General features: G+C 64.8%; 22 protein-coding genes. 12 read left to right on the plus strand and 10 right to left on the minus strand.

Annotated elements, in window-relative coordinates; genetic code table 11:
• Positions 1-11 precede the first annotated feature (11 nt).
• Entirely contained in the window at positions 12-830 is an 819-nt protein-coding gene (locus tag QCM77_RS28625; RefSeq protein WP_279685831.1) for an enoyl-CoA hydratase/isomerase family protein, read from the plus strand.
• Between the two features lie 208 nt (positions 831-1,038).
• Here the strand turns inward: QCM77_RS28625 and QCM77_RS28630 are convergent, their stop codons facing one another.
• The 4 genes from QCM77_RS28630 to QCM77_RS28645 form a co-directional block, all read right to left on the minus strand.
• Positions 1,039-3,153, minus strand: coding sequence for an acetate--CoA ligase family protein (locus tag QCM77_RS28630; protein WP_279685832.1), 2,115 nt, complete (start codon positions 3,151-3,153; stop codon positions 1,039-1,041).
• 177 nt (positions 3,154-3,330) lie between these two features.
• Positions 3,331-4,092 (minus strand): VOC family protein, encoded by a 762-nt coding sequence (locus tag QCM77_RS28635; RefSeq protein ID WP_279685833.1) that lies wholly within the window; start codon positions 4,090-4,092, stop codon positions 3,331-3,333.
• Between the two features lie 2 nt (positions 4,093-4,094).
• The gene (locus QCM77_RS28640) at positions 4,095-4,886 is read right to left on the minus strand and encodes an enoyl-CoA hydratase (RefSeq protein ID WP_279685834.1); all 792 of its coding nucleotides are present in this window, start codon (positions 4,884-4,886) and stop codon (positions 4,095-4,097) included.
• Positions 4,887-4,949: 63 nt separating this feature from the next.
• Positions 4,950-6,155: an ABC transporter substrate-binding protein gene (locus QCM77_RS28645; protein WP_279685835.1), complete on the minus strand. Its 1,206-nt coding sequence runs from the start codon at positions 6,153-6,155 to the stop codon at positions 4,950-4,952.
• Between the two features lie 234 nt (positions 6,156-6,389).
• Between QCM77_RS28645 and QCM77_RS28650 the strand changes: the two genes are divergently transcribed.
• Both QCM77_RS28650 and QCM77_RS28655 read left to right on the plus strand, forming a co-directional pair.
• Positions 6,390-7,190, plus strand: a complete 801-nt coding sequence (locus QCM77_RS28650) for a thermonuclease family protein (protein ID WP_279664860.1) — start codon at positions 6,390-6,392, stop codon at positions 7,188-7,190.
• 134 nt (positions 7,191-7,324) lie between these two features.
• The gene (locus QCM77_RS28655) at positions 7,325-8,716 is read left to right on the plus strand and encodes a M48 family metalloprotease (RefSeq protein WP_279685836.1); all 1,392 of its coding nucleotides are present in this window, start codon (positions 7,325-7,327) and stop codon (positions 8,714-8,716) included.
• 169 nt (positions 8,717-8,885) lie between these two features.
• Here QCM77_RS28655 and QCM77_RS28660 read toward each other — a convergent pair whose 3' ends face one another.
• A complete protein-coding gene (locus QCM77_RS28660; RefSeq protein WP_279664858.1) occupies positions 8,886-10,214 on the minus strand; it encodes an MFS transporter in 1,329 nt (442 codons plus the stop codon).
• A 183-nt stretch (positions 10,215-10,397) separates the two neighbouring features.
• Here QCM77_RS28660 and cyoA point away from each other — a divergent pair, with 183 nt between their 5' ends.
• The 9 genes from cyoA (at position 10,398) to QCM77_RS28705 (ending at position 19,275) form a co-directional block, all read left to right on the plus strand.
• Complete coding sequence (gene cyoA, locus QCM77_RS28665; protein ID WP_279685837.1) at positions 10,398-11,558, plus strand: ubiquinol oxidase subunit II; 1,161 nt, start codon at positions 10,398-10,400, stop codon at positions 11,556-11,558.
• An 11-nt stretch (positions 11,559-11,569) separates the two neighbouring features.
• Positions 11,570-13,567 carry a cytochrome o ubiquinol oxidase subunit I gene (cyoB, locus tag QCM77_RS28670; RefSeq protein WP_279664856.1) on the plus strand — a complete coding sequence of 666 codons (1,998 nt, stop codon included), beginning with the start codon at positions 11,570-11,572 and terminating at the stop codon, positions 13,565-13,567.
• Positions 13,568-14,197, plus strand: coding sequence for a cytochrome o ubiquinol oxidase subunit III (gene cyoC, locus QCM77_RS28675; protein ID WP_279664855.1), 630 nt, complete (start codon positions 13,568-13,570; stop codon positions 14,195-14,197).
• The gene (gene cyoD / locus QCM77_RS28680; protein WP_211400082.1) at positions 14,194-14,574 is read left to right on the plus strand and encodes a cytochrome o ubiquinol oxidase subunit IV; all 381 of its coding nucleotides are present in this window, start codon (positions 14,194-14,196) and stop codon (positions 14,572-14,574) included. Before cyoC ends, cyoD begins: the two co-directional genes overlap by 4 nt.
• Positions 14,571-15,431, plus strand: a complete 861-nt coding sequence (locus QCM77_RS28685; RefSeq protein ID WP_279664854.1) for an SURF1 family protein — start codon at positions 14,571-14,573, stop codon at positions 15,429-15,431. The genes cyoD and QCM77_RS28685 overlap by 4 nt, the downstream gene beginning before the upstream one ends.
• On the plus strand, positions 15,403-16,782 hold the full coding sequence (locus QCM77_RS28690; protein WP_279664853.1) for an ATP-binding protein: 1,380 nt from the start codon (positions 15,403-15,405) through the stop codon (positions 16,780-16,782). Before QCM77_RS28685 ends, QCM77_RS28690 begins: the two co-directional genes overlap by 29 nt.
• The gene (locus QCM77_RS28695; protein ID WP_279685839.1) at positions 16,772-17,305 is read left to right on the plus strand and encodes a response regulator transcription factor; all 534 of its coding nucleotides are present in this window, start codon (positions 16,772-16,774) and stop codon (positions 17,303-17,305) included. Before QCM77_RS28690 ends, QCM77_RS28695 begins: the two co-directional genes overlap by 11 nt.
• A gap of 287 nt (positions 17,306-17,592) precedes the next feature.
• Positions 17,593-18,756, plus strand: a complete 1,164-nt coding sequence (locus tag QCM77_RS28700; RefSeq protein WP_279685840.1) for a hypothetical protein — start codon at positions 17,593-17,595, stop codon at positions 18,754-18,756.
• A 93-nt stretch (positions 18,757-18,849) separates the two neighbouring features.
• Complete coding sequence (locus tag QCM77_RS28705) at positions 18,850-19,275, plus strand: hypothetical protein (RefSeq protein WP_511337213.1); 426 nt, start codon at positions 18,850-18,852, stop codon at positions 19,273-19,275.
• Between the two features lie 129 nt (positions 19,276-19,404).
• Here the strand turns inward: QCM77_RS28705 and QCM77_RS28710 are convergent, their stop codons facing one another.
• The 5 genes from QCM77_RS28710 to QCM77_RS28730 form a co-directional block, all read right to left on the minus strand.
• Positions 19,405-20,250: a CarD family transcriptional regulator gene (locus QCM77_RS28710; RefSeq protein ID WP_279685843.1), complete on the minus strand. Its 846-nt coding sequence runs from the start codon at positions 20,248-20,250 to the stop codon at positions 19,405-19,407.
• Between the two features lie 345 nt (positions 20,251-20,595).
• Entirely contained in the window at positions 20,596-20,934 is a 339-nt protein-coding gene (fdxA, locus tag QCM77_RS28715) for a ferredoxin FdxA (protein WP_211400087.1), read from the minus strand.
• 132 nt (positions 20,935-21,066) lie between these two features.
• Positions 21,067-21,336 (minus strand): RNA-binding S4 domain-containing protein, encoded by a 270-nt coding sequence (locus tag QCM77_RS28720; RefSeq protein WP_279685847.1) that lies wholly within the window; start codon positions 21,334-21,336, stop codon positions 21,067-21,069.
• Between the two features lie 22 nt (positions 21,337-21,358).
• On the minus strand, positions 21,359-24,844 hold the full coding sequence (locus QCM77_RS28725) for a helicase-related protein (RefSeq protein WP_279685845.1): 3,486 nt from the start codon (positions 24,842-24,844) through the stop codon (positions 21,359-21,361).
• A gap of 594 nt (positions 24,845-25,438) precedes the next feature.
• Positions 25,439-26,248 (minus strand): DUF3108 domain-containing protein, encoded by an 810-nt coding sequence (locus QCM77_RS28730; RefSeq protein ID WP_279685849.1) that lies wholly within the window; start codon positions 26,246-26,248, stop codon positions 25,439-25,441.
• Positions 26,249-26,680 lie beyond the last annotated feature (432 nt).

Here is a 26,680-nt window from a genome sequence, read left to right on the forward strand (position 1 = left end):
TCGAGGACATCATGAGCACTTATAAAGATATCGGCGTCGAGAAGGTCGGGCACGTCGGCACCATCGAAATCCGCCGCCCGCCGCTGAACTTCTTCGACATTTCGCTGATCAACCAGATCGCGGACGCGCTCGACGAGTTCGATCGCGACATCGAGATCCGCGCCTCGGTGCTATCGGCGCAGGGCAAGGCGTTTTGCGCCGGCGCCAATTTCGGTGACCCAGCGCGACAGGCGCAGGAAGCGCGCGAGGCCGAGAAGACGGCGAAGGGCGATCCGGCCGACAGCCTCGGCGCGATCAACCACCTCTATATCCAGGCCGTGCGCATCTTCCGCGCCAAGAAGCCGATCGTCGCCGCCGTGCAGGGCGCCGCCATCGGTGGCGGATTGGGCCTCGCGGTCTCGGCGGACTTCCGGGTCACCTGCCCCGAAGCGCGCTTCTCCGCGAACTTTACAAAACTCGGCTTCCATCCCGGCTTCGGCCTGACCGTGACGCTGCCCGAGCTGATCGGCAAGAACAACGCCGAGCTGATGTTCTACACCAGCCGCCGCGTCACCGGCGAAGAGGCCGTCAAATGGGGCCTCGCCAACGAGCTGGTGCCGCAGGACCAGGTCAAGGCGGCCGCACTGAAGCTCGCCGGCGAAATCGCCGAATGCTCCCCGCTCGGGCTCGCCTCCACCCGCGCCACGATGCGCGCCGGCCTCGCCGATCGCGTCATGGCTGCGACCAATCACGAGCTCGAGGAGCAGACGCGACTACGTGCCACGGAAGACTTCAAGGAAGGCGTGAAGGCCACGGAGGAACGGCGCGCGGCGAATTTCAGGGGGCGGTAGCCACCGCCTTACGTCGCCGCATTGGGGCGGCGTTGCCAGACACTCCATGGTCGTCCTGGCGAAAGCCAGGACCCATTACCCCAGGGAGAAGTTGTGGCGCGAAGCTGGTAACCACGAGTCTTCGCCAAACCACTCCCTGTGGTTATGGGTCCCGGATCAGCGCTCGCTCCGCTCGCTTGTCCAGGACGACAGCGGTGTTTGTGGCGCGCTACTTCCGCCCCACCACCAGCGCATCCACGATCGTCACGCCCTGGCCTTCGGCGTGCACCAGCACCGGGTTGAACTCGATCTCCGCGATTTCCTCTGCATGCCGCGCGGCGAGCACCGAGATATCCGCGATCAACCGCGACACCGCCGCAACATCCGCCATCGCCGCCCCGCGAAAGCCGTTCAACAACGGCGCGGCTTTCAAGCGCGCCAGCATCGCTTTCGCCTCCTCCGCACTCACCGGCGCCGGGCGGTAGACGACGTCGCGAAACAGCTCCGTGGCGATGCCGCCGAGGCCGACCATCACCATCGGCCCGAAGGTCTTGTCCGTCATCGTGCCGATGATGATCTCGACGCCCGGCTTCGCCATCGGTGCGACCAGCACGCCCTGAACTACAGCATCCGGCCGATGCTTGCGCGCATTGTTGAGCAGCGCCTCGAACGCCAGAAACACCTCGCCCTTTGCCGTGATGTTGACGCGCACGCCGCCGACCTCGCTCTTGTGCGCAATGTCCGGCGACTGGATCTTCATCACCAGCGGAAAGCCGACGCGGGCGACGGCTTCGTCGAGCTCGCCCTTGTCCTTCACCAGCACTTCGTCCGGCAGCATGATGCCGGCGGCGCGGAGCAACGCCTTGCTGTCGGCCTCCGAGAAGGCCGGCGATTTCAGGTGCGCAGAGATGTCCCGCGCGGGCACTTGCGCCCCGTCCGCGGGCTTCTGCAGCTTGAAGTTGGCGTAGTCGACGAGTTGCCGCATCGCGACGCCGACATGGGTGAGGCCCGAGAGCACCACGACGCCGGATTTGGCAAGCTCGCGTCGCGCAAAATCGGACGGGACCGTGTAGGAATAGAACACCACCGGCTTGTGCTGCGCTGCCAGCACCGGCTTCAGCTCGTCCTCCCTGAAGGGCTTGCGCACCTCGCTCGACAGCGACAGCACGACCAGGATCGCGTCGATCTCGTCCGAAGCGGTGAGCAAATCGACGCTCTTCTGCAGACCGCCCGAGGTCACGCCCTGCGCGGTGACATCGATCGGGTTGCGCGCGGTGCCGTAGGAAGGCATCAGCGCCCTGATCTCCACCTGGACTTTTTCGGAGAGCTCCGGCACCTGCAAGCCTTGCAGCGCCACAGCATCGGCGCCCCAGATGCCGGCACCGCCGGAGACGGTGACCACGGCGACGTGATCGCCTTTCGGCAGCGGGTTGCTCGCGAGCAGCGCCGCGATCGTCAGCGCCTCGTCGAGATCGTTGGAGACGATGAAGCCATATTTGGCGAACACCGCGTCATAGGCCGCCGACCATCCGGCCATGCTCGCCGTGTGCGACGCCGCGGCGCGCATCCCGGCGCCGGAGCGACCAACCTTCGTGACGATGACAGGCTTCTTCAGCTCGGCTGCCCGCCCCGCCGCCGCGAGAAACTTGTCGACGTCGCGAATGCCTTCGATGAACAGCAGGATCACGTCGGTCGCAGCGTCTTGCACCAGATAGTCCAGGAACTCGCCGGCGCCGAGATCGGATTCGTTTCCGGTACTGACGACATAGCTCACGGCGATTCCGAGCGCCCTGGCCCGGTGATAATAGGCAAAGCCGATGCCGCCGCTCTGCGCGACGATGCCGATCCGCTTTGTCGTGGCCACGAGCGGCACCACGCCCGGCTTGACGTCCACGGCGGGGCTGAACGTCGCCGCCACGCGCTGCATCTGGCTGAAAAAGCCCTCGGCGTTCGGACCGGAAATCCGCATGCCGGTCCGCCTTGCCAGCGCCGCGATCGCATCCTGCATCGCCGCGCTGTCGCCGCCTTCCTCGGCAAATCCGGAGGAAATGATGACGGCGTTCCTGACGCTGGCGGCGGCGCATTGTTCGAGCGCGGCAAGCACGACGCGTGCGGGAATGATAATGACGGCGAGATCAATCGGCGCGCCGATCTCCGTGATCGATTTGTGGCAAATGAGCCCGTCGATCTCGGCGTAGTTCGGGTTCACCGGATAGATCTTTCCGGGATACTCGTTCTTGCGCAACATCGACAGCAGCCGGCCCGGAATCTTCTCGTGATCACGCGAAGCGCCGATCAGCGCGATGCTTGCCGGTGCAAAGAAGCTGTCGAGCGGATGCGGCATGTTGAATCCTTGCTCGTATGTTTATCCGTCATCCTGAGGTGCCGGAGCGCAGCGGAGGCCTCGAAGGATGAACGGCCACCGGCCGGGCCGCTCATCCTTCGAGGCTCCCTGCACGGTGCTGTGCACCGTACAGCTCGCACCTCAGGATGACGGGTTGGGAGCTACGAAGGCAAGAGCTCAAGCCGCAATCCGGAACGTTACCCCGCCCAGCAAAAACTCGTTGCCGGCAACCGCGAGTCCTTTCGCCCTGGCGACATGCAGCACACCCGCCACATCGGCCACCCGAAACTCCAGCGCGCTCATGATCTCGCTACTGCCCTTCACGAAGCGAAAATTCGCATTGGGAAGTCTCAGCTCGGTCTCGCCACTCGCGCCACTCGGCGCAACACCAATGATCTTCCCCCAATGCTCGGCCAGCCCTATCGGATCCGGGCTCTGCATCTCCACGCCGGTCAGTGCCTGCGTCACGTCCTTGTGGATGAATTTTTGCCAGTCCGGCCCCGCCGGCGGATACGCGCCCAGGATGTCGTCGCTGCCGTCGGTGTGGTTGAACTCGATGAAGGCGGCGCGGCAGTCGCGGGGATGGAGCTGCACGCCGTGATAGGGCGCGTGGTCGATGACGTTGGCCGTGCGCACGCCGAGCGCGTTGGCGTTGCGACCGCGCTCATCGGGATCGTTGCAGCAGAAGATCGCCATGTAGCCGCTGCGCCCGCCGCTCTTCTCGATGAAACGGCCGGCGGTGGTACCGTCCTTGAACGGCGCGACCACCTCCAGCAAGATCGTGTCGACCGGCAGCAGCGCATTCTCCAGGCCGTATTTCGCAACATTGCCGTCGCGATAGCAGACCGCGAGGCCCATGATTTCCGCGATATCCGTAATCACGGCGGCGAGGTGCGGCGCGACCAGGCAGATCTGCCGCAACCGCATGTAGGGCGCCATGGTCATGCGCCCTTGAAGGTCGGCTTGCGCTTTTCGACGAACGCCTTTGCGGCCTCCTTGTGATCCTCGGTGTCGCCGCAGCGGGTGTGGTGGATCGCCTCGCCGTCGAAGCAATCTTCCAGCGCGAGATGCTCGGCGTTGTTGATGTTGCGCTTGATGAAGCCGAGCGCGATCGAAGGCCCCTGCGCCAGCGACAGCGCGAGCTCGTGCGCGGCGGCATCGACCTCGGCGTCGGGCACGACCTTCGTCACCATGCCGATCGCATGAGCCTCCTTCGCGGTCAGCACCGGCGAGGTCAGATAGAGCTCGCGCGCCCGCGCGCTGCCGAGGAGTTGGGTGAGGAAATAGGTGCCGCCGTAATCGCCGGAGAAGCCGACTTTTGCGAAGGCGGTCGTGATCTTGCAGGACTCGGAGGCGATGCGGAGGTCGCACGACAGCGCCATCGACAGACCCGCACCGGCGGCAGCGCCATCGAGCTGGGCCACCACGGGTTTTGGCATCTGGTGCAGGATGCGCGACACCTCCATGCCGCGGCGCAGGTTCGCAAGTTTTTGCTCGAACGGCAGCGGCGCCCGCCCCTCCGCCATCGACTTGACGTCGCCGCCGACGCAGAAGGAGCCGCCCGCGCCCTTGAACAATACCGCGCGCACCTCCGGATCGTCCGCCGCGCGCCGCGCCGCCTCGACCAGCCCGCGCACCATGTCTGGGTTGAGCGCGTTCTTCCGCTCGGGCCGATTCATGGTGATGGTGAGCAGCCCGCCTTCGAGCTTTTGCAGGACCATGTCGTTGCTCATGGTGGTCTCCCTCGTTGTTGTCTTGCTCCGTCGCTCACGCCCGCCGCGGGATGACGCTCCGCGTCACTTCTTCACCAGCGGGCAGCGCGACTGCTCCAGAGACTGGAACGCCTCGCTGCCGGGCACGGTGGCGAGCAGCTTGTAGTCGTCGGAGCGGCCCTTGGACTCCGACGGCTTCTTCACCTCGAACAGGTACATGTCGTGGATCATGCGGCCGTCCTCGCGGATCTTGCCGTCCTTGGCGAAGAAGTCGTTGATTGGCGTCTCCTTCATCACCTTCATGACGGCTGCGGAGTCCGTCGTGCCGGCCGCTTTCACGGCCTTCAGGTAATGCGTGACGGAGGAGTAGACGCCGGCCTGCGCCGAGGTCGGCACGCGCTTGGTGCGTTCCATGAAGCGCTTCGAGAACGCGCGCGTATCGTCGTTGAGGTCCCAGTAGAAGGCTTCGGCCAGCAACAGCCCCTGCGCGGTTTCCAGCCCGATCGAGTCGATGTCGGAGACGAAGGCGAGCAGCGGCGAGACTTTCTGGCCGCCCTTGGTAATGCCGAACTCGGCCGCCTGCTTGATGGCGTTGACGGTATCGCCGCCGGCGTTCGCGAGCCCGATCACCTTGGCTTTCGAGGCCTGCGCCTGGAGCAGGAACGACGAGAAATCCGACGTGTTGAGCGGATGGCGCACGCTGCCGAGCACCTTGCCGCCGGTCTTGGTGACGACGGCACTGGTGTCCTTCTCCAGATCCTGACCGAATGCGTAGTCGGCAGTGAGGAAGAACCAGGTGTCGAGGCCGGACTTCACAGCCGCAAGACCGGTCACATTGGCCTGACCGTAAGTGTCGAACACGTAGTGGATGGTGTAGGGACCGCAGGCCTCGTTGGTGAGACGGATCGAGCCCGGGCCGTTGAACATGATGATCTTGTTGCGCGCTTTCGCGATCTCGCCGGCGGCAAGCGCGGTCGCGGAGGCCGCGACGTCGTAGATCATCTCGACGCCCTGGTTGTCGAGCATGTCGCGGGCGATGCTGGCGGAGAGGTCGGCCTTGTTGAGATGATCGGCCGCCAGCACCTGGATCTTGCGCCCCAGCACCTCACCGCCAAAGTCCTCCACGGCCATCTTGGCCGCAGTCTCGCTGCCCGGACCGGTGATGTCGGCATAGAGGCTCGACATGTCGAGGATGCCACCGATCTTGAGTGGCGGCTTGTCCTGGGCCTGCACGGCGCTCGCACTCAGCGCAAACGCGGCAGCAAAAATGCCCGACAAAATATGCTTCATCGAAAAGATCTCCCTTATCGCGCCGTACTCTGATGGCGGCTTGGTTATTGCTCTTGGCTAAAGCTGTTGCCGCAATCATGCCGCATGCCCGAGAGCGCAGCAAGCGAAGGTGCGCCACGAGGACACGATTGGCGCGCACGTTTTCCGCAAAGCGGAATGGCGGAGTGCCGATGGTGTTTCCACGTCACTGCATGTGAGGAAGCCTCTTCGCGACACGCCGCGCTTGAGTTAAAGTTGACGGCCAACGCAACCTCTCCGGGACACGTGACGCAACGGCTTCACCTCATTGCCGCATTTCTTCTCGTCGCGGGGCACAGCGCATTCGCGAGCCCGTGCCAGTTCGAGTCCCTGGGCGAAGGCCGCGTCGCGGCTGTCGTCGACGCGCGCAGTATTCGCCTCGACGACAGCCGCGAACTCCGCCTGACCGGGATCGAGCCGAGCGCGACGACGAAGCAGGCGCTGACCTCGCTGCTCGTCGGGCGCGACGTGATTCTGCGGAGCGCTAACGACACGCCCGACCGCTACGGCCGGCAAGCCGCGCTGGTCTTCGTCGGCGAAAACGGCACCTCGGTGCAGGCCGCCCTCCTCGCCCAAGGCGACGCAATCGTCTCGGCCGAGATCGCCGACAAGGACTGCGCGGCGGCCCTGATGGCGGCGGAGGCCGAGGCGCGGCGCGAAAAAAAGGGCAATTGGGCTGACGCGTCGGCCATAAAAAACGCGGAAAGTCCGGACGATATTTTGGCGGGGATCGGGCGTTTTGTGGTGGTCGAGGGCAAAGTCCTGTCGGTCCGGCAAGCTGGGGCAATGACCTACCTCAACTTCGGACGGAACTGGACACGCGGCTTTGCCGTGACTATTTCAAAGCGCATAGTACCGGCCTTCGAAAGCGCCGGCATGGTCCCTAAGTCTTTGGAAAATAGACGTATTCGCGTCAGGGGCTGGGTCGAGGGGAATACGGGGCCGCGTATCGATGTGCGCCTCGTGGGACAGGTCGAGTTGCTGGGCGCAAACGAGCCGACAGGGGTAAGGCCCTAAAAGGGGCCAGGCACGGGTTAAGCGACGTGAATGGGGTGCTAGAACGGCACGGACGAGGTGAACGCCGCCGCCTGCGGGCTGCGCCGGCCGCGCTATGCCTCGTGCTGGGTTCGACCCTTGCCGGGTGTGGCGACATGGGCCGGTTCCAGACCGCGGCGGCCCCGCCGACTGTTGCGATGCCCAAGCCGAAGCCGGCCGTCGCCCAGACCCCCGCCACCGAGAAGGAGCACGAGCGCATCCTGGCGAGCTATGGCGGCACCTATGACGATCCCCGGCTCGAATCACTGGTCACCAAAACCGTCGACCGGCTCGTCGCGGCGTCCGACCGTCCCGACCAGGGCTACAGGGTCACCATCCTCAATTCCGGCGCGGTGAACGCCTTCGCGCTGCCGAACGGCCAGCTCTATGTCACGCGCGGCCTTCTTGCGCTTGCGAGCGATACGTCGGAATTATCCTCCGTGCTCAGCCACGAGATGGCGCATGTGCTGTCCAAGCACGCTGCGATGCGCGAGGACCAGGCCCGCCAGGCCGCGATCGTCACCCGCGTCGTCACCGACATGAGCAACGACCCCGATCTCACGGCGCTCGCGCTCGCCAAGACCAAGCTGACCATGGCGAGCTTCTCGCGCAACCAGGAGTTCGAGGCCGACGGCATCGGCGTCGGCATTTCCGCCCGCGCGCATTTCGACCCTTATGGTGCGGCACGGTTCCTTTCGGCGATGGAGCGCAATGCCGAGCTGAAGGCCGGCAAGACTTCGCTGGATCCGCGCGCGCAGGATTTCACCTCGTCGCATCCGGCAACGCCCGAGCGCGTGCAGAACGCGCAGACCATCGCGCGACAATATGCTGCGCCAGAGGGCGCCGAGCGCGACCGCGAGACCTATCTCGCCGCGATCGACAATCTCGTCTATGGCGAGGACCCCAGCGAGGGTTTTGTCCGCGGCCGGCGCTTCCTGCATCCAAAGCTCGGCTTCACCTTCCAGGCGCCGGACAATTTTACGCTCGACAACACCGCGCAGGCCGTGATCGGCGTGCGCGACGGCGGCTCGCAGGCGATGCGCTTCGACGTCGTGCGGGTGCCGGCCGAACAGTCGCTCGGCGATTACCTGAATTCGGGCTGGATGGAGGGCGTCGAGAAGGCGTCCACCGAGGACATCACCATCAACGGTTTCCCGGCCGCGTCCGCCACCGCCAAGGGCGACCAGTGGCAGTTCAAGGTCTATGCACTGCGCTTCGGTAGCGACGTCTATCGCTTCATCTTCGCGACACGACAGAAGTCGACCGAGAGCGAGCGCAATGCGCGCGAGACCGTCAGTTCATTTCGCCGCCTGACGCTCGACGAGATCCAGGCCGCCCGCCCGCTGCGCATCAAGGTCATCACCGTGCAGCCGGGCGACACCGTGGAATCGCTCTCCCACCGCATGGCAGGCGTCGATCATCCCGCCGAGCGTTTTCGCGTGCTCAACGGGCTCGATCGCAACGCACAGGTGAAGGTGCGCGATCGTGTGAAGGTCGTGGCGGATTGAGACGCGGCCTCAAACTCCGCTGTCGTCCCGGACAAGCGTAAGCGCAGATCCGGGATCCATAACCCCGGGATACTGGAATGGGCACGCTGGTAGCTCCAGGGTGGCTTCAACAATAACCCGTCGGGGTAATGGGTCCTGGCTTTCGCCAGGACGACGTTGGGGGTGAGCCCTAACCGCCCGCGTCCATATCGCCCGCCTCGCGCTGGCCGCTGAGCCAGAGCGCGAGCAGGGTCCAGAACGCGCCTGACAGCAGATACGCCCCCGAGGCGATGACGCCGAGATTGGTCGCAAGCAACAGAGCGACGAGGGGTGCAAAACCGGCGCCGAACAGCCAGGCCATGTCGGAGGTCAGCGCCGAGGCCGTGTAGCGATACGCCTGCTTGAAGTTCGAGGCGATTGCGCCCGACGACTGGCCGAATGACAGGCCGAGCAGGATGAAGCCGATCACCATGTAGATGGTCTCGCCGAACGCGCCGGCATCGAGCAACTGCGGGGCGAAGCCGCTATAGATCGCGATCGCGATCGCCGATCCCATCAGCAGCGACTTGCGGCCGACGCGGTCGGCGATGACGCCGGAGAGCACGATCGCGCCGACGCCGAACACGGCGGCGACGATCTCGATGATCAAGAAGCGCACCGGGCTTTCACGGGTGAACAGGAACACCCAGGACAGCGGAAACACCGTGACCATGTGGAACAGCGCGAAGCTTGCCAGCGGCGCAAACGCACCGAGCATGATGTTTTGGCCTTCGCGCGCCACCGTCTCGGAGATGCGCGAGGGCTGCAATTCGCGGGTCTCGAACAGCGAGGCATATTCTTCCGTCGTCACCATGCGCAGGCGCGCGAACAGCGCCACGACGTTGATGGCAAAGGCGACGAAGAACGGATAGCGCCAGCCCCAGTCGAAGAAATCGTCGGCCGAGAGATTTCCGGCGAAATAGGCGAACAGCGCGCTCGCCACGATCAGACCGAGAGGCGCGCCGAGCTGCGGCACCATCGCGTACCAGCCGCGCTTTGAAGGCGGCGCGTTCAGCGCCAGCAGCGAGGCCATCCCGTCCCAGGCGCCGCCCCAGGCCAGACCCTGTGCGATGCGCGCCAGCGCCAGCAGCCAGATCGCCGCAACGCCGATCTCGTGATAGCCGGGCAGGAACGCGATCGCGACGGTGGCGGTGCCGAGCAGGAACAGCGCCGAGATCAGCTTGGCCGTCTTGCCGTACTCGCGGTCGACCGTCATGAAAATGACGGTGCCGATCGGCCGGGCCACGAAGGCCAGCGCGAAGATCATGAAGGAATAAAGGGTGCCGGTCAGTTCGCTCGTGAACGGAAACACCAGGCGCGGGAAGACGATCACCGAGGCGATCGCGAAGACGAAGAAGTCGAAGAATTCCGAGGTGCGGCCGATGATGACGCCGATGGCGATCTCGCCGGGACTGGCCTGGTCGTGGCCGTGCTCGCCCGAGTGGAGGTCTGCCATTGCGGGGGTCTGTGCCGTCGCCATGCGTAGCGCCCTTAACGTCCTGAAAACCAAAGCCGACCGCCCGGCGAGGCGCCAGGCAATCTAGCCCTGTCTGACGCATCATTCCGCACTGCAACATTGGACAAATTGTCCAATGTCCGGATTGCTGCGCCGCAGCTACCCCTTGGCCCCGCAAAGGAAACTCATTCTCATAAGGCTCGGCCCGTGTCCCGTTTCAAGATTCTGGCACTGCTACCCCTGGCAGTTGCGCTCAGCGGCTGCAACTACATCGTGCTGGCGCCGGCCGGCGATATCGCAGCGCAGCAGCGCGACCTCGTCATCATCTCCACCGTCCTGATGCTCCTGATTGTCGTCCCCGTGATGGCGCTGACGGTGCTGTTCGCCTGGCGCTACCGCCAGTCCAACACCGAGGCCCGCTACGAGCCGGAATGGGACCATTCGACCAGCCTCGAGCTGGTGATCTGGTCGGCGCCGCTTTTGATCATCGTTTGCCTGGGCGCGCTGACCTGGATGGGCACGCATCTGCTCGATCCCTATCGCACGCTTGGCCGCATCCATGCCGACCGCGCCGTGGACCGGTCCAAGGCCCCGCTCGAGGTCGACGTCGTCGCGCTCGACTGGAAGTGGCTCTTTATCTATCCGGACTACGGCATCGCCACCGTCAACGACCTTGCAGCTCCGGTTGATCGTCCGATCAACTTCCGCATCACCGCCTCCTCGGTGATGAACTCGTTCTACATCCCCGCGCTGGCCGGCCAGATCTACGCAATGCCGGGCATGGAGACCAAGCTCCACGCCGTCGTGAACCAGGCCGGCACGTACCGGGGTTTTTCGGCGAACTACAGCGGCGCCGGCTTCTCCGGCATGCACTTCAACTTCCAGGGCCTCGACGACAAGGGCTTTGACGCCTGGATCGCCAGCGCCAAATCCGGCGGCGGCTCGCTCGGCCGCTCCGAATATCTCCAGCTGGAAAAACCCAGCCAGAACGAGCCGGTGCGGCGCTACGGCACCGTCGATTCCGATCTCTACCGCCTGATCCTCAACATGTGCGTCGAGACCGGCAAGATGTGCCAGAGCGAGATGATGGCGATCGACGCCAAGGGCGGCCTCGGCCATGAGGGCCTGAACAACACGCTGCCGCTGGCCTACGACAAATACGCCCGCCGCGGCACGGCGCTTGGGCCGGAGCCGACCTTCGTCGCCGGCACCTGCACGCCCGATGCGCCGCAGGGCAGGACCACCGCCTCCATCACGGCACCTGTCGACACCGCGCCGCTCCTCGGCGCCGGCCTGAAGCGGCCGACCTTCACGCCGCTGAAGTCCTCGTCCTTCTTCCTCGGACAACGTCCGAAGTCAGATTCGTAAAGAGATCCCGCATGTCTCCTGATCTTCTCAAGCTCATCTTCGGCCGGCTCGGCCTCGAATCGCTGCCGCTGCACGAGCCGATCGTCGTCGGCACCTTTGCGGTGGTGGCGACCGGCGGCCTCGTCATGCTCGCCGGCCTGACCTATTTCCGCGTCTGGGGCTATCTCTGGAGCGAGTGGTTCACCAGCGTCGACCACAAGCGCATCGGCATCATGTACATGATCCTCGGCATCGTGATGCTGCTGCGCGGCTTCGCCGACGCGCTGATGATGCGGTTGCAGCAGGCGCTCGCCTTCGGCGGCTCGGAGGGCTATCTCAACTCCCATCACTACGACCAGGTCTTCACCGCCCACGGCGTGATCATGATCTTCTTCGTGGCGATGCCGCTGGTCACCGGCCTGATGAACTTCGTCGTGCCGCTCCAGATCGGTGCGCGCGACGTGTCGTTCCCGTTCCTGAACAATTTCAGCTTCTGGATGACGGTCGGCGGCGCGGTGCTGGTGATGGCCTCGCTGTTCATCGGCGAATTCGCCCGCACCGGCTGGCTCGCTTATCCGCCGCTGTCGAACATCGGCTACAGTCCTGATGTCGGCGTCGACTATTACATATGGGGATTGCAGGTCGCAGGCGTCGGAACGACGCTGTCCGGCATCAACCTGATCTGTACCATCGTCAAGCTGCGGTGCCCCGGCATGACCATGATGCGGATGCCGGTGTTCACCTGGACCGCGCTCTGCACCAACGTCCTGATCGTCGCCTCCTTCCCGGTTCTGACCGTCGTGCTCGCGCTGCTTTCGCTCGACCGCTACGTCGGCACCAACTTCTTCACGAACGATTTCGGCGGCAGCCCGATGATGTACGTGAACCTGATCTGGATCTGGGGTCATCCCGAGGTCTACATCCTGGTTCTCCCCGCCTTCGGCATCTTCTCGGAAGTGACCTCGACCTTCTCGGGCAAGCGGCTGTTCGGCTACACATCGATGGTCTACGCCACGGTGGTCATCACCATCCTGTCGTACCTGGTCTGGCTGCACCACTTCTTCACGATGGGCTCGGGCGCCAGCGTCAACTCCTTCTTCGGCATCACCACGATGATCATCTCGATCCCGACGGGCGCGAAGATGTTCAACTGGCTGTTCACGATGTATCGAGGCCGCATCCGCTTCGAATTGCCGATGATGTGGACGATCGCGTTCATGCTGACCTTCGTGCTCGGCGGCATGACCGGCGTGCTGCTCGCGGTGCCCCCGGCCGACTTCGTCCTGCACAACAGCCTGTTCCTGATCGCGCACTTCCACAACGTGATCATCGGCGGCGTCGTGTTCGGCGCGTTCGCCGGTATCGGCTACTGGTTCCCAAAGGCGTTCGGCTTCAAGCTCGATCCGTTCTGGGGCAAGCTGTCGTTCTGGTTCTGGGTCACCGGCTTCTACCTCGCCTTCATGCCGCTCTATGTGCTCGGCCTGATGGGCGTGACCCGCCGGCTCCGTGTGTTCGACGACCCGAGCCTGCAGATCTGGTTCATCGTCGCCGGCATTGGCGCCTTCCTGGTCTTCCTCGGCATCCTCTCGATGCTGATGCAGTTCGCAGTCAGCTTCCTCAGGCGCGAGCAGCTCAAGGACGTCACCGGCGATCCCTGGGATGCGCGCACGCTGGAATGGGCGACCTCCTCGCCGCCGCCGGCCTACAACTTCGCTTTCACTCCCGTCGTTCACGACAATGACGCGTGGTGGGACATGAAGAAGCACGGCTATCAGCGCCCGCTCACCGGGTTCAAGCCGATCCACATGCCCAGCAACACAGGCACCGGCATCATCCTCGCCGGCTTTGCCACCGCGATGGGATTCGGTCTGATCTGGTACATCTGGTGGCTGGCAGCCGTGAGCTTCATCGCGATGCTCGCCGTCGGGATCGGTCACACCTTCAACTATCACCGCGACTTCGACATTCCGGCCGACGACGTCGTCCGGGCCGAGGACGCGCGCACCAAACTGCTCGCCGGAGCCAAGTAAATGACTGTCGCTGTCAATCCCGCCCAATCGGGCGAACCGGTCTTCTACCTCGCCGACGAACACCCGCATCCGGAAGGGTACAGCACTTCGCTCGGCTTCTGGATCTATCTGATGAGCGACTGCCTCATCTTTGCGATCCTGTTCGCCACCTTCGGCGTGCTCGGCGGCAACTACGCCGCCGGTCCCGCGCCGAAGGACCTGTTCGAGCTGCCGCTGGTCGCGGTCAACACCTCGATGCTGCTGCTGTCGTCGATCACCTATGGCTTTGCCATGCTGACGATGCAGCAGAACAAGATCGGCCAGACCCAGATGTGGCTGGCGATCACCGGCCTGTTCGGCGCTGCCTTCATCGGCATCGAGCTGTCCGAGTTCGCCCACATGATCCATGAAGGCGCGACCCCGCAGCGCAGCGCCTTCCTGTCCGCCTTCTTCACGCTGGTCGGCACCCACGGCCTGCACGTCACCTGCGGTCTGATCTGGCTGGTGACCCTGATGGTGCAGGTCTGGAAGTTCGGCCTGATCGAGGCCAACCGCCGCCGCCTGATGTGCCTGTCGATGTTCTGGCACTTCCTGGACGTGGTCTGGATCGGCGTCTTCACCTTCGTCTATCTCCTGGGAGTTCTGCGATGAACACCGATACTCACGCCGCCCACGCGGACGATCATCACCACGGCGATAGCCACGCCCACGGCTCGTTCTCGACCTACATGCTCGGCTTCGTGCTCTCGGTCGTGCTCACCGCGATCCCATTCTGGCTGGTGATGAGCGGCGCGCTTCCGAGCAAGCAGATCACCGCGCTCGTCATCATGGCCTTCGCGGTCGTGCAGATCGTCGTGCACATGATCTACTTCCTGCACATGAACACGACGTCCGAGAACGGCTGGAGCATGATGGCACTGATCTTCACCATCGTCATGGTGGTGATCGCGCTGTCGGGTTCGCTGTGGGTGATGAATCACCTCAACAGCAACATGATGCCGATCCACCAGATGACTGGAATGAAGTGAACGAGACCCGGATCGTGACAAACGAGGCAAGTGAGACGCGCCGCAACGCTGCGCGCCCGTCCTCGTGGCTCACGATCCTCTTGCTCACGGCCTTCGCACTTCTGATCGCGCTCGGCGCCTGGCAGATCGAGCGCCGCGCCTGGAAGCTGGCGCTGATCGACCGCGTCGAGCAGCGCGTTCATGCCCCCGCCCAGCCGATCCCCTCGCCCGCTTCATGGCCCGCGGTGTCCACCGCAAACGACGAATACAGGCATGTCAGCGTCGCCGGCCGCTTTCTGCATGACCGCGAGACGCTGGTTCAGGCCGTCACCGAGGAAGGTCCCGGCTATTGGGTGCTGACGCCGCTTCGGCGCACCGACGGCACGCTGGTCCTGATCAACCGCGGCTTCGTGCCGTCCGAGCGGCGCGACGCATCGACGCGCCGGGACGGCAATCCGGACGGCCAGGTCGAGATCACCGGCCTGTTGCGCATGACGGAGCCGAAGGGCGGATTCCTCAGGAACAACGTGCCCCAGCACAACCGCTGGTACTCGCGGGACGTGGCCGCGATTGCGGCGGCACATGGCCTCCACAATTTCGCGCCGTTCTTCGTCGATGCCGACGCCGGATCACCAGCCACCGGCGGTCCAATCGGCGGATTGACCGTGGTCAGCTTTCCCAATAACCACCTGATCTATGCGCTGACGTGGTTTGCCCTGGCTTTCATGCTGGCCGGTAAACTTTTCGTCACATTCGGCGGCGGGCTGTTCCGCCGCAACAAACCCTGGAGCGGCTTCGTCCACGAAGCGGCCGGCGGCTCCGATGCTGTCGCCCGCAGGACGGGATCAGATGCTGGAACGATCGTCGAGCCAACCTGACGACGGAAGAACGCATGGCGCCGTCACGCTCCAATCGCAGGCGGACGCGCGCAGCGAGCTGATTGGCACTGCGCCGACCGACGACGAGACCAACCGTAAGAACATGGCGCTGCTGATCCAGCTGCGCTGGACTGCAGTGGTCGGCCAGATCGTGACCATCGGCGGCGTGCATGTCTGGCTCGGCATCCCCCTGCCCCTCACCCGCATGGGCGCGGTGATCGGCGCACTGGTATTTCTCAACGTCTCCAGCCTCGTCTGGGTGCGCCATCGCGCCGCGATCACCAACAACGAGCTGCTGGTCGCCTTGATGCTGGATGTCGCCGCGCTGACCGCGCAGCTCTATCTCAGCGGCGGCGCCACCAATCCCTTCACCTCGTTGTTCCTGCTCCAGGTGACGCTGGGCGCGGTGCTGCTCGATGGCCGCTCGACATGGTCGCTGGTCGCGTTGACTTGCGCGAGCTTCGTCTGGCTGACCGTCGCATACCGGCCGCTCGACCTGCCGCCGAACCCGCTGAGCGAGACCTACACGCTCACCGTGACCGGCATGCTGCTGGGCTTCGTGCTCAACGCCGTGCTGCTGGTGGTGTTCGTCACCCGGATCAACAGGAACCTGCGCCAGCGCGACGCGCATCTGGCGGCGCTGCGCCAGCATGCCGCTGAGCAGGATCACATCGTGCGCATGGGCCTGCTCGCCTCCGGCGCTGCGCATGAGCTCGGCACGCCGCTCGCCTCGCTCTCGGTCATCCTCAGCGACTGGCGCCGCATGCCCGAACTCGCCGCCGATCAGGAGCTTACCGAGGATCTCGCGGAGATGGAGACGTCGCTGCAGCGCTGCAAGACCATCGTGACCGGCATCCTGGTGTCGGCCGGTGAAGCGCGCGGCGAAGGCTCGTCGCCAACGACTGTGACGGCTTTCGTCACCGCGCTGGTGGAAGAGTGGCGCGACGCGCGCTCGGCGCGCACGCTCTATTTCGTCAACACCTTCGGCGAGGACGTCGCGATCGTGTCCGACATCGCGCTGAAGCAGGTCATCTTCAACGTGCTCGACAACGCCTACGAGGTCTCGCGCGACTGGGTCGAGCTCGTTGCCGAGCGCGAGGGCGACAATCTCGTGTTGTCGATCAGCGACCGCGGCCCGGGCTTTGCGCCGGAGATGCTGGTGCAGCTCGGAAAACCCTATCAGTCGAGCAAGGGCCGCGCCGGCGGCGGGCTCGGCCTGTTCCTGGTGGTGAACGTGGTGCGCAAGCTCGGCGGCAGCGTGACCGCCGAGAACCACAGGAAGCGCGGTGCCACCGTCCGCCTGACGCTGCCACTCGCAACGCTCGCGATCGGAGGCAGCTTTGACGCCTGACCGCTCGCTCATCGTCGTCGAGGACGATGCCGGCTTCGCGCGCACGCTGAAGCGTTCGTTCGAGCGCCGCGGCTACGAGGTCGTGCTCGCAGCCTCGATCGAGGAGGTGCGGAAAGTTCTGGAGGAGCGATCCTTCGGCTATGCCGTCGTCGACCTCAAGCTCGGCGGCGCCTCTGGGCTCGCCTGCGTCGAACTTTTGCACACGCACGATCCGGAGATGCTGATCGTGGTGCTGACAGGCTTTGCCAGCATCTCCACCGCCGTCGAGGCCATCAAGCTCGGCGCATGCCATTACCTGGCAAAGCCGTCGAACACGGACGACATCGAAGCCGCCTTCAACAAGGCCGAAGGCAATGCCGAGGTCGCGCTCGACACCCGGCCGACATCGATCAAGACGCTGGAATGGGAACGCATCCACCAGACCCTGATCGAGACCGACTTTAATATTTCGGAAGCGGCGAGAAGGCTGGGGATGCACCGGCGCACGCTGGCAAGGAAGCTCGAGAAACGACCGGTGAAGTGAATCGGCACGTAATACGGCAGGTGAATTTAGTGAGCTTTGATCCGTCGTCAGGTACGCCTGCGTCGAGATGCTGCCCCCGCACTTGTCGGCGCTATTTCGTCGGCAGTCCCGCGCGCAAGTGCGACCGTTTCACGCAGGCGTCATAGCGAAAGCGTACGCTGAGTTTCGCCTTCAAAGGCTAAGGGGCGGGGCGACCAACTCTTATTTTCTGTCAACCGACTGACGCAGGACAACGCAACGTTGCCCGGCGGCAGCCTCTGTTTATCCAAACATTTTCGGGAGCGACCATGACGAAACTGAATGGCACGCGCGCAAGCCGCGCTTTCGACTATCGAAGGAGGATCAGCTTTCTGTTTGCAGCGCTTCTCGCGATTTGCCCGACCTTCAGCGCGCATGCCGACGATGACGACCGGGACGGACGAAGCGAGAGCCGCGCTTACGCCATCGGCCTGTGGGGCGATCTGCCCTATTCCGACCTCCAGGCACAGGTCGGGGTGCCGAACCTGGTTGCCGACATGAACGCGCAGAAACTCGCCTTTGTAGTCAACGACGGCGATCTGAAGGCCGGTAACGGCACGCCGGGATCCGTGACGCCCACCGTGTGCAGCGATGCGCTCTACCAGCAGGGGCTTGGGTATTTCAACGCGCTGAACACCGCCGCGATGGTCACGCCCGGCGATAACGACTGGACGGACTGCGATCGGGCAAAGAACGGCTCATATTCGTCGCGCGATCGGCTCGACTACGAGCGCAAGCTGTTCTTCAGCACCGACTATTCCCTCGGACAGCGACCGATCAAGCAGCAGGTCCAGCACGACAAGCTCTGTCTCGATCACAACAATCAGCTCACGGGCTGTGTCGAAAACCGCCGCTGGATCATGAAGGGCGTGGTCTACGCCACGCTCAACATCCAGGGATCGTGCAACAATCTTTGCGATACCGCCCCCGACAATGCCGAATGGGCCGCACGAAACAGCGCCAACATCGTGTGGATGCAGCAGACCTTCGAAATGGCGAGGACCTATCGCGCCTCGGCCGTCATGTTCATATCGCAGGCCGATCCGGGCTGGGATCTGACGGATGGGACGCGCGCACCGTTGCGCGACCCGCAGACACTCGCGGAAACCGACGGTCAGCCCGACGGCTTCCAGGCTTTCCTGGTTGCGCTGCGCGACGAAGTCGTCGGCTTCAGGAAGCCGGTCGCCTATGTCCATGGCGACTCCCATTACTTCCGGATCGACCGACCCTTCCTTGATGCCAAGGGCCAGCGCCTCGAAAACTTCGTTCGGGTCGAGACCTTCGGCGACCATCAGGAAAACGGCAACAACGACGCGCACTGGCTGAAGGTGTTCGTGGACGACCGCAGCCGTGAGGTGTTTGCGTTCCAGCCGCAGATCGTGCCGGGTAATCGCACCGCCGTTCCCGCTCCGCCCAAGCGCGGCGACGATTAGTTGCGCTGCTGGGGATTTCCCTGCAGATCCGATCCTGCTATCCCATCGCGCCCGCCGGCACCGCCGGCGGGCGTTTGTCTCGTCTTCGGGGGAATGATGCCGCCCTTCAGCTTGCGCCTGGCCGTGCCGCTGGCCGGCGGCCTGGCGCTCGCGCTGATTGCGGGCCACAGCGTGGCGGCACGGACGCAGATCAGCATCGAAGGGCGCACAGACACGGTCCGCATCGACGTCGCGGATGCTCCGCTGCGCGACGTGCTCGACGCGTTACAGGCGAAGTTTGCTCTGCGCTACCACAGCAAGGGGACGCTCGACGCCGCGAGAACACTGAAGCTCAATGCACCGCTGAATCGCGTTGTTGCGCGGCTGCTCGACGGCTATGATTTCGTCATCGCGGTCACACCCGGCGGCATCGACGTCTTGATCCTGCAGCAGAACGCGGGCGGCGCCATCGTAGCCTCGCGTGGAGTGCCGGCAGCCGCCCCCGTCGCAGCCCAAGGCTATCGCCCGGAGCGAGATTGAGCGAGCGCGCTGATATTGTGGCGGTCCTATAGGGTGTGTCAGCACAGCGTATCCCCGACGGAGCGCCCCAAACAAAAAGCCCGGCCAAACGGCCGGGCTTTGATCTGTTGCGATGAACGGGCGAGACGCTTACGCCGCCTCGTCGGCGACCGTAGTGCCGCCATCGGTCTCGTCGCTATCGCCCTCGGCATCCGTATCGGCCTCGCCTTCGGCGGCTTCCGACTTGGCGCCGGTGCGGCGCGGGCTCTTGGCGAGCTGGGCCTCGATCTCCTTGACCGCTTCGGTCTCGGTCGAGTGCTGCACCACCGCGATCTCGCGAGAGAGACGGTCGAGCGCTGCTTCATAGAGCTGGCGTTCGCTGTAGGACTGCTCGGGCTGCGACTCGGAACGGTAGAGGTCGCGCACGACTTCCGCGATCGCGACGATGTCGCCCGAATTGATCTTCGCTTCGTATTCCTGGGCGCGGCGCGACCACATGGTGCGCTTGACGCGGGCACGGCCCTTGAGTGTCTCGAGCGCACGCTTCACCAGCGCGGGCTCGGACAGCTTGCGCATGCCGACATTGGCGACCTTGGCGGTCGGCACGCGCAGCGTCATCTTGTCCTTGATGAAGTTGATGACGAACAGCTCGAGCTTCGCGCCGGCGATCTCCTGCTCCTCGATGGCCAGGATCTGGCCGACGCCATGAGCGGGATAGACGACGAATTCGTTGGCCTTGAAGCCCTGACGCTGGGTCACAACCTTCTTTTCCTCGACCTTCGGCGCAGCAGCCGCGGGCTTCACGGCCGGTTTGGCGGCAGCGACAGGGGCCTTGGCAGGAGCAGCAGCAACAACAGCAGCCTTCGGCGCGGCGGGCTTGGCAGCGGGAGCCTTGACAGCGGGAGCCTTGGCAGCGGGCGCCTTGGCAACAGCAGGCTTAGCAACAGGCTTGGCAACGGTCGCTTTCGCGGCCGGCTTGGCAGTCTTGTTAGGCATTGCGCTTCTTTTGTTCTTCGAGGACTTTGCAGCCGGCGCCTTCGTCGCGGTCCGACCCTTGGATGCGCTACGGCTGGCCGCGGCGACTTTCTTGGGCTCCTTACGGGAAGCCTTCGCTGAAGTACTCTTTTTACGCGTTTTCTGTGACACAGCCTGCGCGCGGAAACTGCCACGCCCCTGTTCGACATCTGGTTTCACGGGAACCCAACGGGGCCGACGGGGCTGACCAGGGTTCGGCTTAATGTGCCCAATATAGCACATTTCCCGCAAAAATCAATGATTTAGGGGTCTTGAGGGCTGGCTTTCGACGGTTACGCCGCCATTAGGGTTAAGTTTAGGCCCAAATTAGTCGCCGGAGCCGGGGTTCGAAGAGAAATATTTGTCGAACTTGCCCTCCACGCCGTCGAACTCCTTGGCGTCGGCGGGTGATTCTTTCTTCTGGGTGATGTTCGGCCAGCTCTTGGCGTAATCGGCGTTGACGGTGAGCCACTTTTCCAGGCCCGGTTCCGTGTCCGGCTTGATGGCGTCGGCGGGGCATTCCGGCTCGCACACGCCGCAGTCGATGCACTCGTCAGGATGGATGACGAGCATGTTCTCGCCCTCGTAGAAACAGTCGACCGGGCAGACCTCGACGCAGTCGGTGTACTTGCACTTGATGCAGGCTTCAGTGACGACGTAAGTCATCCAACGCTCCGAAAAGCTCTTTTAAAAGTCGCGGCTTGCGTAGCGCGGATGGCCCGGCGCTGCAAGCTCAGGAACGGCCGATCATGACGGCTTTATGGGCTCGATCGACCAAGAAATGAATTCAAAGCGCAATTAATTGCGCCGGGCATTTGGAGTGCCTTCACTCAGCTCTTCGTAGAGCAGACGGGCGGAGGCGGCATCGCCGCGGCGCTCGTTGAAGGCTGCAACTTTCAAGACGCGCACGGTGCGATCGAGCGCGATGGTGAGCACGTCGCCGATCTTGATCGCATGCCCCGGCGATTTCTCGCGTGCGCCGTTGACGCGAACATGGCCGGACTCGACAAGCTCGGCGGCGGAGGTGCGCGCCTTCACCACCCGCGCGTGCCACAGCCATTTGTCGATGCGCTGCCGCTCGGTCGTGGGCTCACTCCTTACGGCCGGACAGTTGCTCTTTCAGCGCAGCGAGCTTTGCGAACGGCGAGTTCGGATCGACCGGACGATCGCGCTCGCGGGGGTTGGCGCTCGATGCGTAGGGGCGCAGCGACGGCCCGCCCTGGCGGTCGCGGCCCTTGTCGCGGTCGCGGCCACGGTTGTCGCGGCCCTTGTCGCGATCGCCGCCGAACTTGCCCTTGTTGCGATCGCGATCCTTGTTGTCGCGGTCCTTGCCTTGATCTCTACCTTGGAAGCTGCGGTTCTTGTCGTCGCGCCCCTCGGGACGCGGCGCACCTTCGCCGCCACCTTCGCGCGGCTTGCGGAAGTCTCTGCCGCCATCGCGACCAGAATCCCGACGATGACCGCCGCCATGGCGATGACGCTCGCCGCGCTTCTCGCCGTCGGCGGCCTGCGCGGCTTCACCTTCGGCAGGCGCCGCGGCGCCTGCTTCAGCACCGGCCTGCGGACGCGGCTGGTGATGACGCTGGTTGCGATGGCGCTCGTGGCGCGGCTTGCGATCGTCGTGACGGCCGCCCGGACGCCAGACCTCGATGAGCTCGGGCTCAGTGGGCGTGGCCGCGGCCTCAACGGGCGCAGCGGCGTCGGCCGACGCAGCGGCTTCGGTTGCAGCAGTCTCTGCAGACGCGGTTTCGGCAGGCGCGGTTTCGGCAGGCGCGGTTTCGGCGGGAGCGGTTTCGGCGGGAGCGGCTTCGGCAGCTTCAGCGGAGACCGCAGCTTCTTCGGCCGGTGGCGCGATGCCGGGAGCGTCTTCCGGCGTGACGGGCGCCTCCGGGGAAGCCTCGAGCGCGGGCTCGCCGTGCGCGGGCTCGTCGTGCTGCTCCATCCCGGGCGCGTCTTCGACGGTAACAGGCTCGGCGGCGGCTTCGATCGCGGAATCCGCAGGCTCGGCGGCATCCTCGACCTGCATTTCGGTTGGTGCCGCCTCGGCCGGAGCCTCAGCACCGGCTTCAGCAACAGGCGCCTCGGCAACAGCCGCAACCGGCTTCGCCGGCAGCGGCGGACGCTTGTCCATGCGATAGCCGAGCGCGCGCAGCACGGACGCGAAGTCTTCGCCGGCCGAGCCGGTGAGCGACGTCATCGCCTGCGTCACGACAAAGCTGCGGCCGTCGAACGCGCCGGCGGGCTTTTCGCCGGATGCGTTCTCGCGCCAGGCCAGCGCCGGACGGATCAGATCGGCAAGACGTTCCAGGATGTCGACGCGCACGGCGCGCTCGCCAGCCTGCTTGTAGCCGAGCACGCGATAGGCATCGCGCGGCAGCTGCTTGTCGACCGGGAACGAGGTGCGGCCGGAACTTGCCAGATGCTGCGCGCCCGACAGCGCGGAGGGATCGACATTGTCCTGCTTCAGCGCCCAGAGCAGCGCGGCCAGCGCACGCCCGGCCGGCTTGAGCAGGCCGGGGAAATAGATGTGATAGGCGCCGAAGCGGACGCCGTATTTGCGCAGGACGGCGCGCGAGGGCTGGTCGAGGTCCTTCAGCTCGTTGGCGATCTTCTGGCGCTCCAGCACGCCGAGCGCCTCGACGAGCTGATAGGCGATGCCGCGGGCGATGCCGGTGACGTCCTCGGCCTTGCTGAGCTCGAACATCGGCCCGAGCAGCTTTTCGACATGCGTCTTGAGCCAGAGGTCGAGCCGGGCCTGCACCTTGTCGCGGGGGCCGCCCGTCAGGCGTTCGTCGGAGATGATGCGGATGCGCGGATGCAGCGCCTCCTCTGCGGCAGACAGCCGCGCCACGGCGTCGCCGGTCCAGCGGATGATGCCTTCCGAGGTCAGCACGAACTGCTCGTCCGGCGCGTTGCCGAGCTTTTCGGCGCGCGCGTTGATCTCGCCGGCGAGCACGGCCTGCGCTGCAGCCTGCAACGCTTTCGCATCGGAGCCGGCTTCCGCCGCATCCGGTGCAAAGGTGAAGCCGTCGAGGCGGCCGATGACATGGCCTTCGACGATGACTTCGCCGGTCTTGCCGATTTCCGTATTCAAGCTCGTGTTCTCCCGCAGGCGGCGCATCAATACACTGGTCCGGCGATCAACGAAACGCTCAGTCAAGCGTTCATGGAGCGCATCCGATAATTTATTTTCGATCTCCCGCGCGATCCCCTGCCAGCGTTCGGGGTCTTTCAGCCAGTCGGGGCGGTTGGCGACGAAGGTCCAGGTGCGAATCTGCGCGATCCGGGCCGACAGCGTGTCGATATCGCCGTCGACGCGGTCGGCCTGGTCGATCTGGGTCCTGAACCAGGCGTCGGGGATGCATCCCTTCCGCATCAGGAAGCCGTACAGCGTGGTGACCAGCTCGGCATGGGCGGCCGGCGACAATTTTCGGTAGTCCGGGATCTGGCAGGCCTCCCACAGCCGTTCCACCGCATCCTTGCCATGCGCGACATCGCGTACCTCGACGTCGCGGGCGGCGTGGTCGAGCACGCGCATGTCCTCGGCGATCGGCGCGCGCGTCAGCGCCTCATGGCCGGGGGCCAGGTTCAGGGACACCTGGAGCGCGCCGAGGGAGGCGAAATCCAGCTTGGAATTGCGCCATTGCAAAACCTTCACGGGGTCGAAGGTGTGGTTCTGCAGCGCATTGACGAGCTCGGGCTCGAACGGCGCGCAGCGGCCGGTGGTGCCGAAGGTGCCGTTGCGGGTGGCGCGGCCGGCGCGGCCGGCGATCTGGGCGAATTCGGACGGCGTCAGCCGGCGGAACTGGTAGCCGTCGAACTTGCGGTCGGAGGCAAAGGCAACGTGGTCGACGTCGAGATTGAGGCCCATGCCGACAGCGTCGGTGGCGACGAGGTAGTCGACCTCGCCGTTCTGGAACATCGCCACCTGCGCATTGCGCGTGCGCGGGCTGAGCGATCCCAGCACCACGGCAGCGCCGCCATGCTGGCGGCGGATCAGCTCGGCGATGGCATAGACCTCGTCGGCCGAGAAAGCGACGATGGCGGTACGGCGCGGCTGCCGCGTGATCTTGCGGTCGCCGGCGAATTCCAGCTGCGACAGCCGCGGCCGCGTGATCATGGAGACGCCCGGCAGCAGCCGCTCGATGATCGGACGCATTGTCGCGGCGCCCAGCAGCAGCGTCTCGTCGCGGCCGCGGCGGTTGAGGATGCGGTCGGTGAAGACGTGGCCGCGTTCGAGATCGGAGGCGATCTGCACCTCGTCGACGGCGAGGAACGAGACGTCGAGATCCCGCGGCATCGCCTCGACGGTCGAGACCCAGTAGCGCGGGCTCTTCGGCTTGATCTTCTCCTCGCCGGTAACAAGCGCGACGGCGTCGGGGCCGACCCGCGCGGCGATCTTGTTGTAGACCTCGCGCGCGAGCAGGCGCAGCGGCAGCCCGATCATGCCGGAGGGATGCGCGAGCATCCGCTCGATGGCGAGATGGGTCTTGCCGGTGTTGGTCGGTCCGAGCACCGCAGTGACGCCGGCGCCGGGAAGCCGCTCGGAAGCGAAGGGGGAGGAGGAAAAGGGCATCTGGGGGATTAGGTAGTGGCGATTGGGGCGAATGTCAGTGCTGTTTTGGGGCGGCGGCGTGAAGCGCCGACCTCACACACTGCTGTCATCGCCCGGCTCGACCGGGCGATCCAGTATTCCAGAGGCGGCGCAGATCAAACCGAGATGGCGCGGCGTACTGGATGCCCCGGTCAGGCCGGGGCATGACGGCGGAGAAGGCGGCACTCCCCAAACCTCGCGCAACTGTCTCACTTTGCGACGCTTTTCCCGTTGGCTTTAAGTTTCGGAACGAGTTGAGAACGAATCGCGGCCGAATCGCTGACTCCCCGATGAGTCCTGTTCCGTTCACGCAACATGTCGCGGGAGACTTATTGTCTGCGCACTAGATGGAGTTTTGCCCCGCCGCACAAGCGACGTTTCGGTGCCAGATTCCTTAAAGCTGGGGACGGCGCGGAGTCGAATCAGAATCGGGGAGGAGTCAAATGGATTCCCGGCCCTCGACCCTTTTCAAACAAAAAGCGCGAAAACAACCCCATGCACAGTAGGTAAGTATTTGAAATCGCTTGTGTTCTTTTTTGCAAAAAGGGAGGGTCAGCGCGGCGCGGGGCGCCAGGCTTACTGCGTCTTCGCGACCCGCGGCGGCGCTGCGGCAGTGATGAAGGAGGTTGCTTCCAGCATGGCCGGCCCGAGCGGCGTCGGCACTTTCAGCCAGAACGGGACCAGGATGCGCGTGCCAGCCACCGGCGCGAAAGCGACCTCGATGTTGCGCTGGGCGGCGAGGTATTTGATCACGGGGCGGTCGGGGATGTAGCCGGCCACGGGCACGAAAAACAGCGAGCAGACCACGACCGGGCCGTGATAGCCCTTCTCCGCCTTCACGGTTTCCATGCGCTTGAAATCGAGCTTGAGCTCGTAGCGCATGCGGCCGTCGAACACCGGCGCCGAGTTGTGGCAGGCGTCCGGCGTCACGGGGTCGCCGGTGCCGGGCACGCGCAGCAGCGAGGCCGTCATCGGGTCCCAGACGCCGCGGCGGTGCGCGTCGGTGACGACGATGCGGTCGGGATCGACCGGCGGCTCCGGCACGATGCCAAACTCCTTCACATTGCCCTTGTCGAGCGTGATGCGGATCTCTTCGGTCTTCTTCGAGGTGGTGGTGGAGGCCTGGTAGCCGGTCGCGACCAGCGCGCCGTTGACCACGCGGCCCTGCGAGGCGCCGGTGCCGGACCCGCCCGCGAACGATTTCAGCAGCCCCGAGGTGCCGCCGGAGGCCGCGGCCGCGAACACATCGTCCTGGATCTCGATATTCCAAGCGCCCTTGCCGACCGGAATGCCCGCCAGCGTCGCCTCATATTGCGCCTCGAGCTTGCCTTGCGCCGCCGCAGGCTCCGCCGCCCACGCCAAGGCCAGCCCGCCAAGGGCCGCCAGGACCAGCCGGCCGGCAAAGCGCGGAGCGGCCGCGCGCGGCTCCGTCGAGCGCAGGCCGGGCGCGAGATGAGGCGTTGTGAGCACGAAACAATCCAATCGGGGCGCGAACGGCTGTTACTTAAGCCAAAAACCGCGGCAAGCAATGTGTCCGGGCGTATCAGGACGCGGAACCGCACCTGATACTTCGGGCGCGAATACGCCCTTTATGTGATGGTAAGGCGTTTTAAACATTGCCGTTTTGGTGATCGGGGCGGGTCAGAAGCGCGCACCTCCTTCCGCCCATTCCGCCGTCATGCCCCGCGAAGGCGGGGCATCCAGTACGCCGCAGCCCCTCGACTCCAGCCGCTCCTTCTCGGAATACTGGATCGCCCGGTCGAGCCGGGCGATGACACCTACCTTGGAGCACGAAACCCGCCCCAAAACCTTGACGAC

It is taken from the genome of Bradyrhizobium nivariense (genome assembly GCF_029846695.2).
Lineage (GTDB): Bacteria > Pseudomonadota > Alphaproteobacteria > Rhizobiales > Xanthobacteraceae > Bradyrhizobium.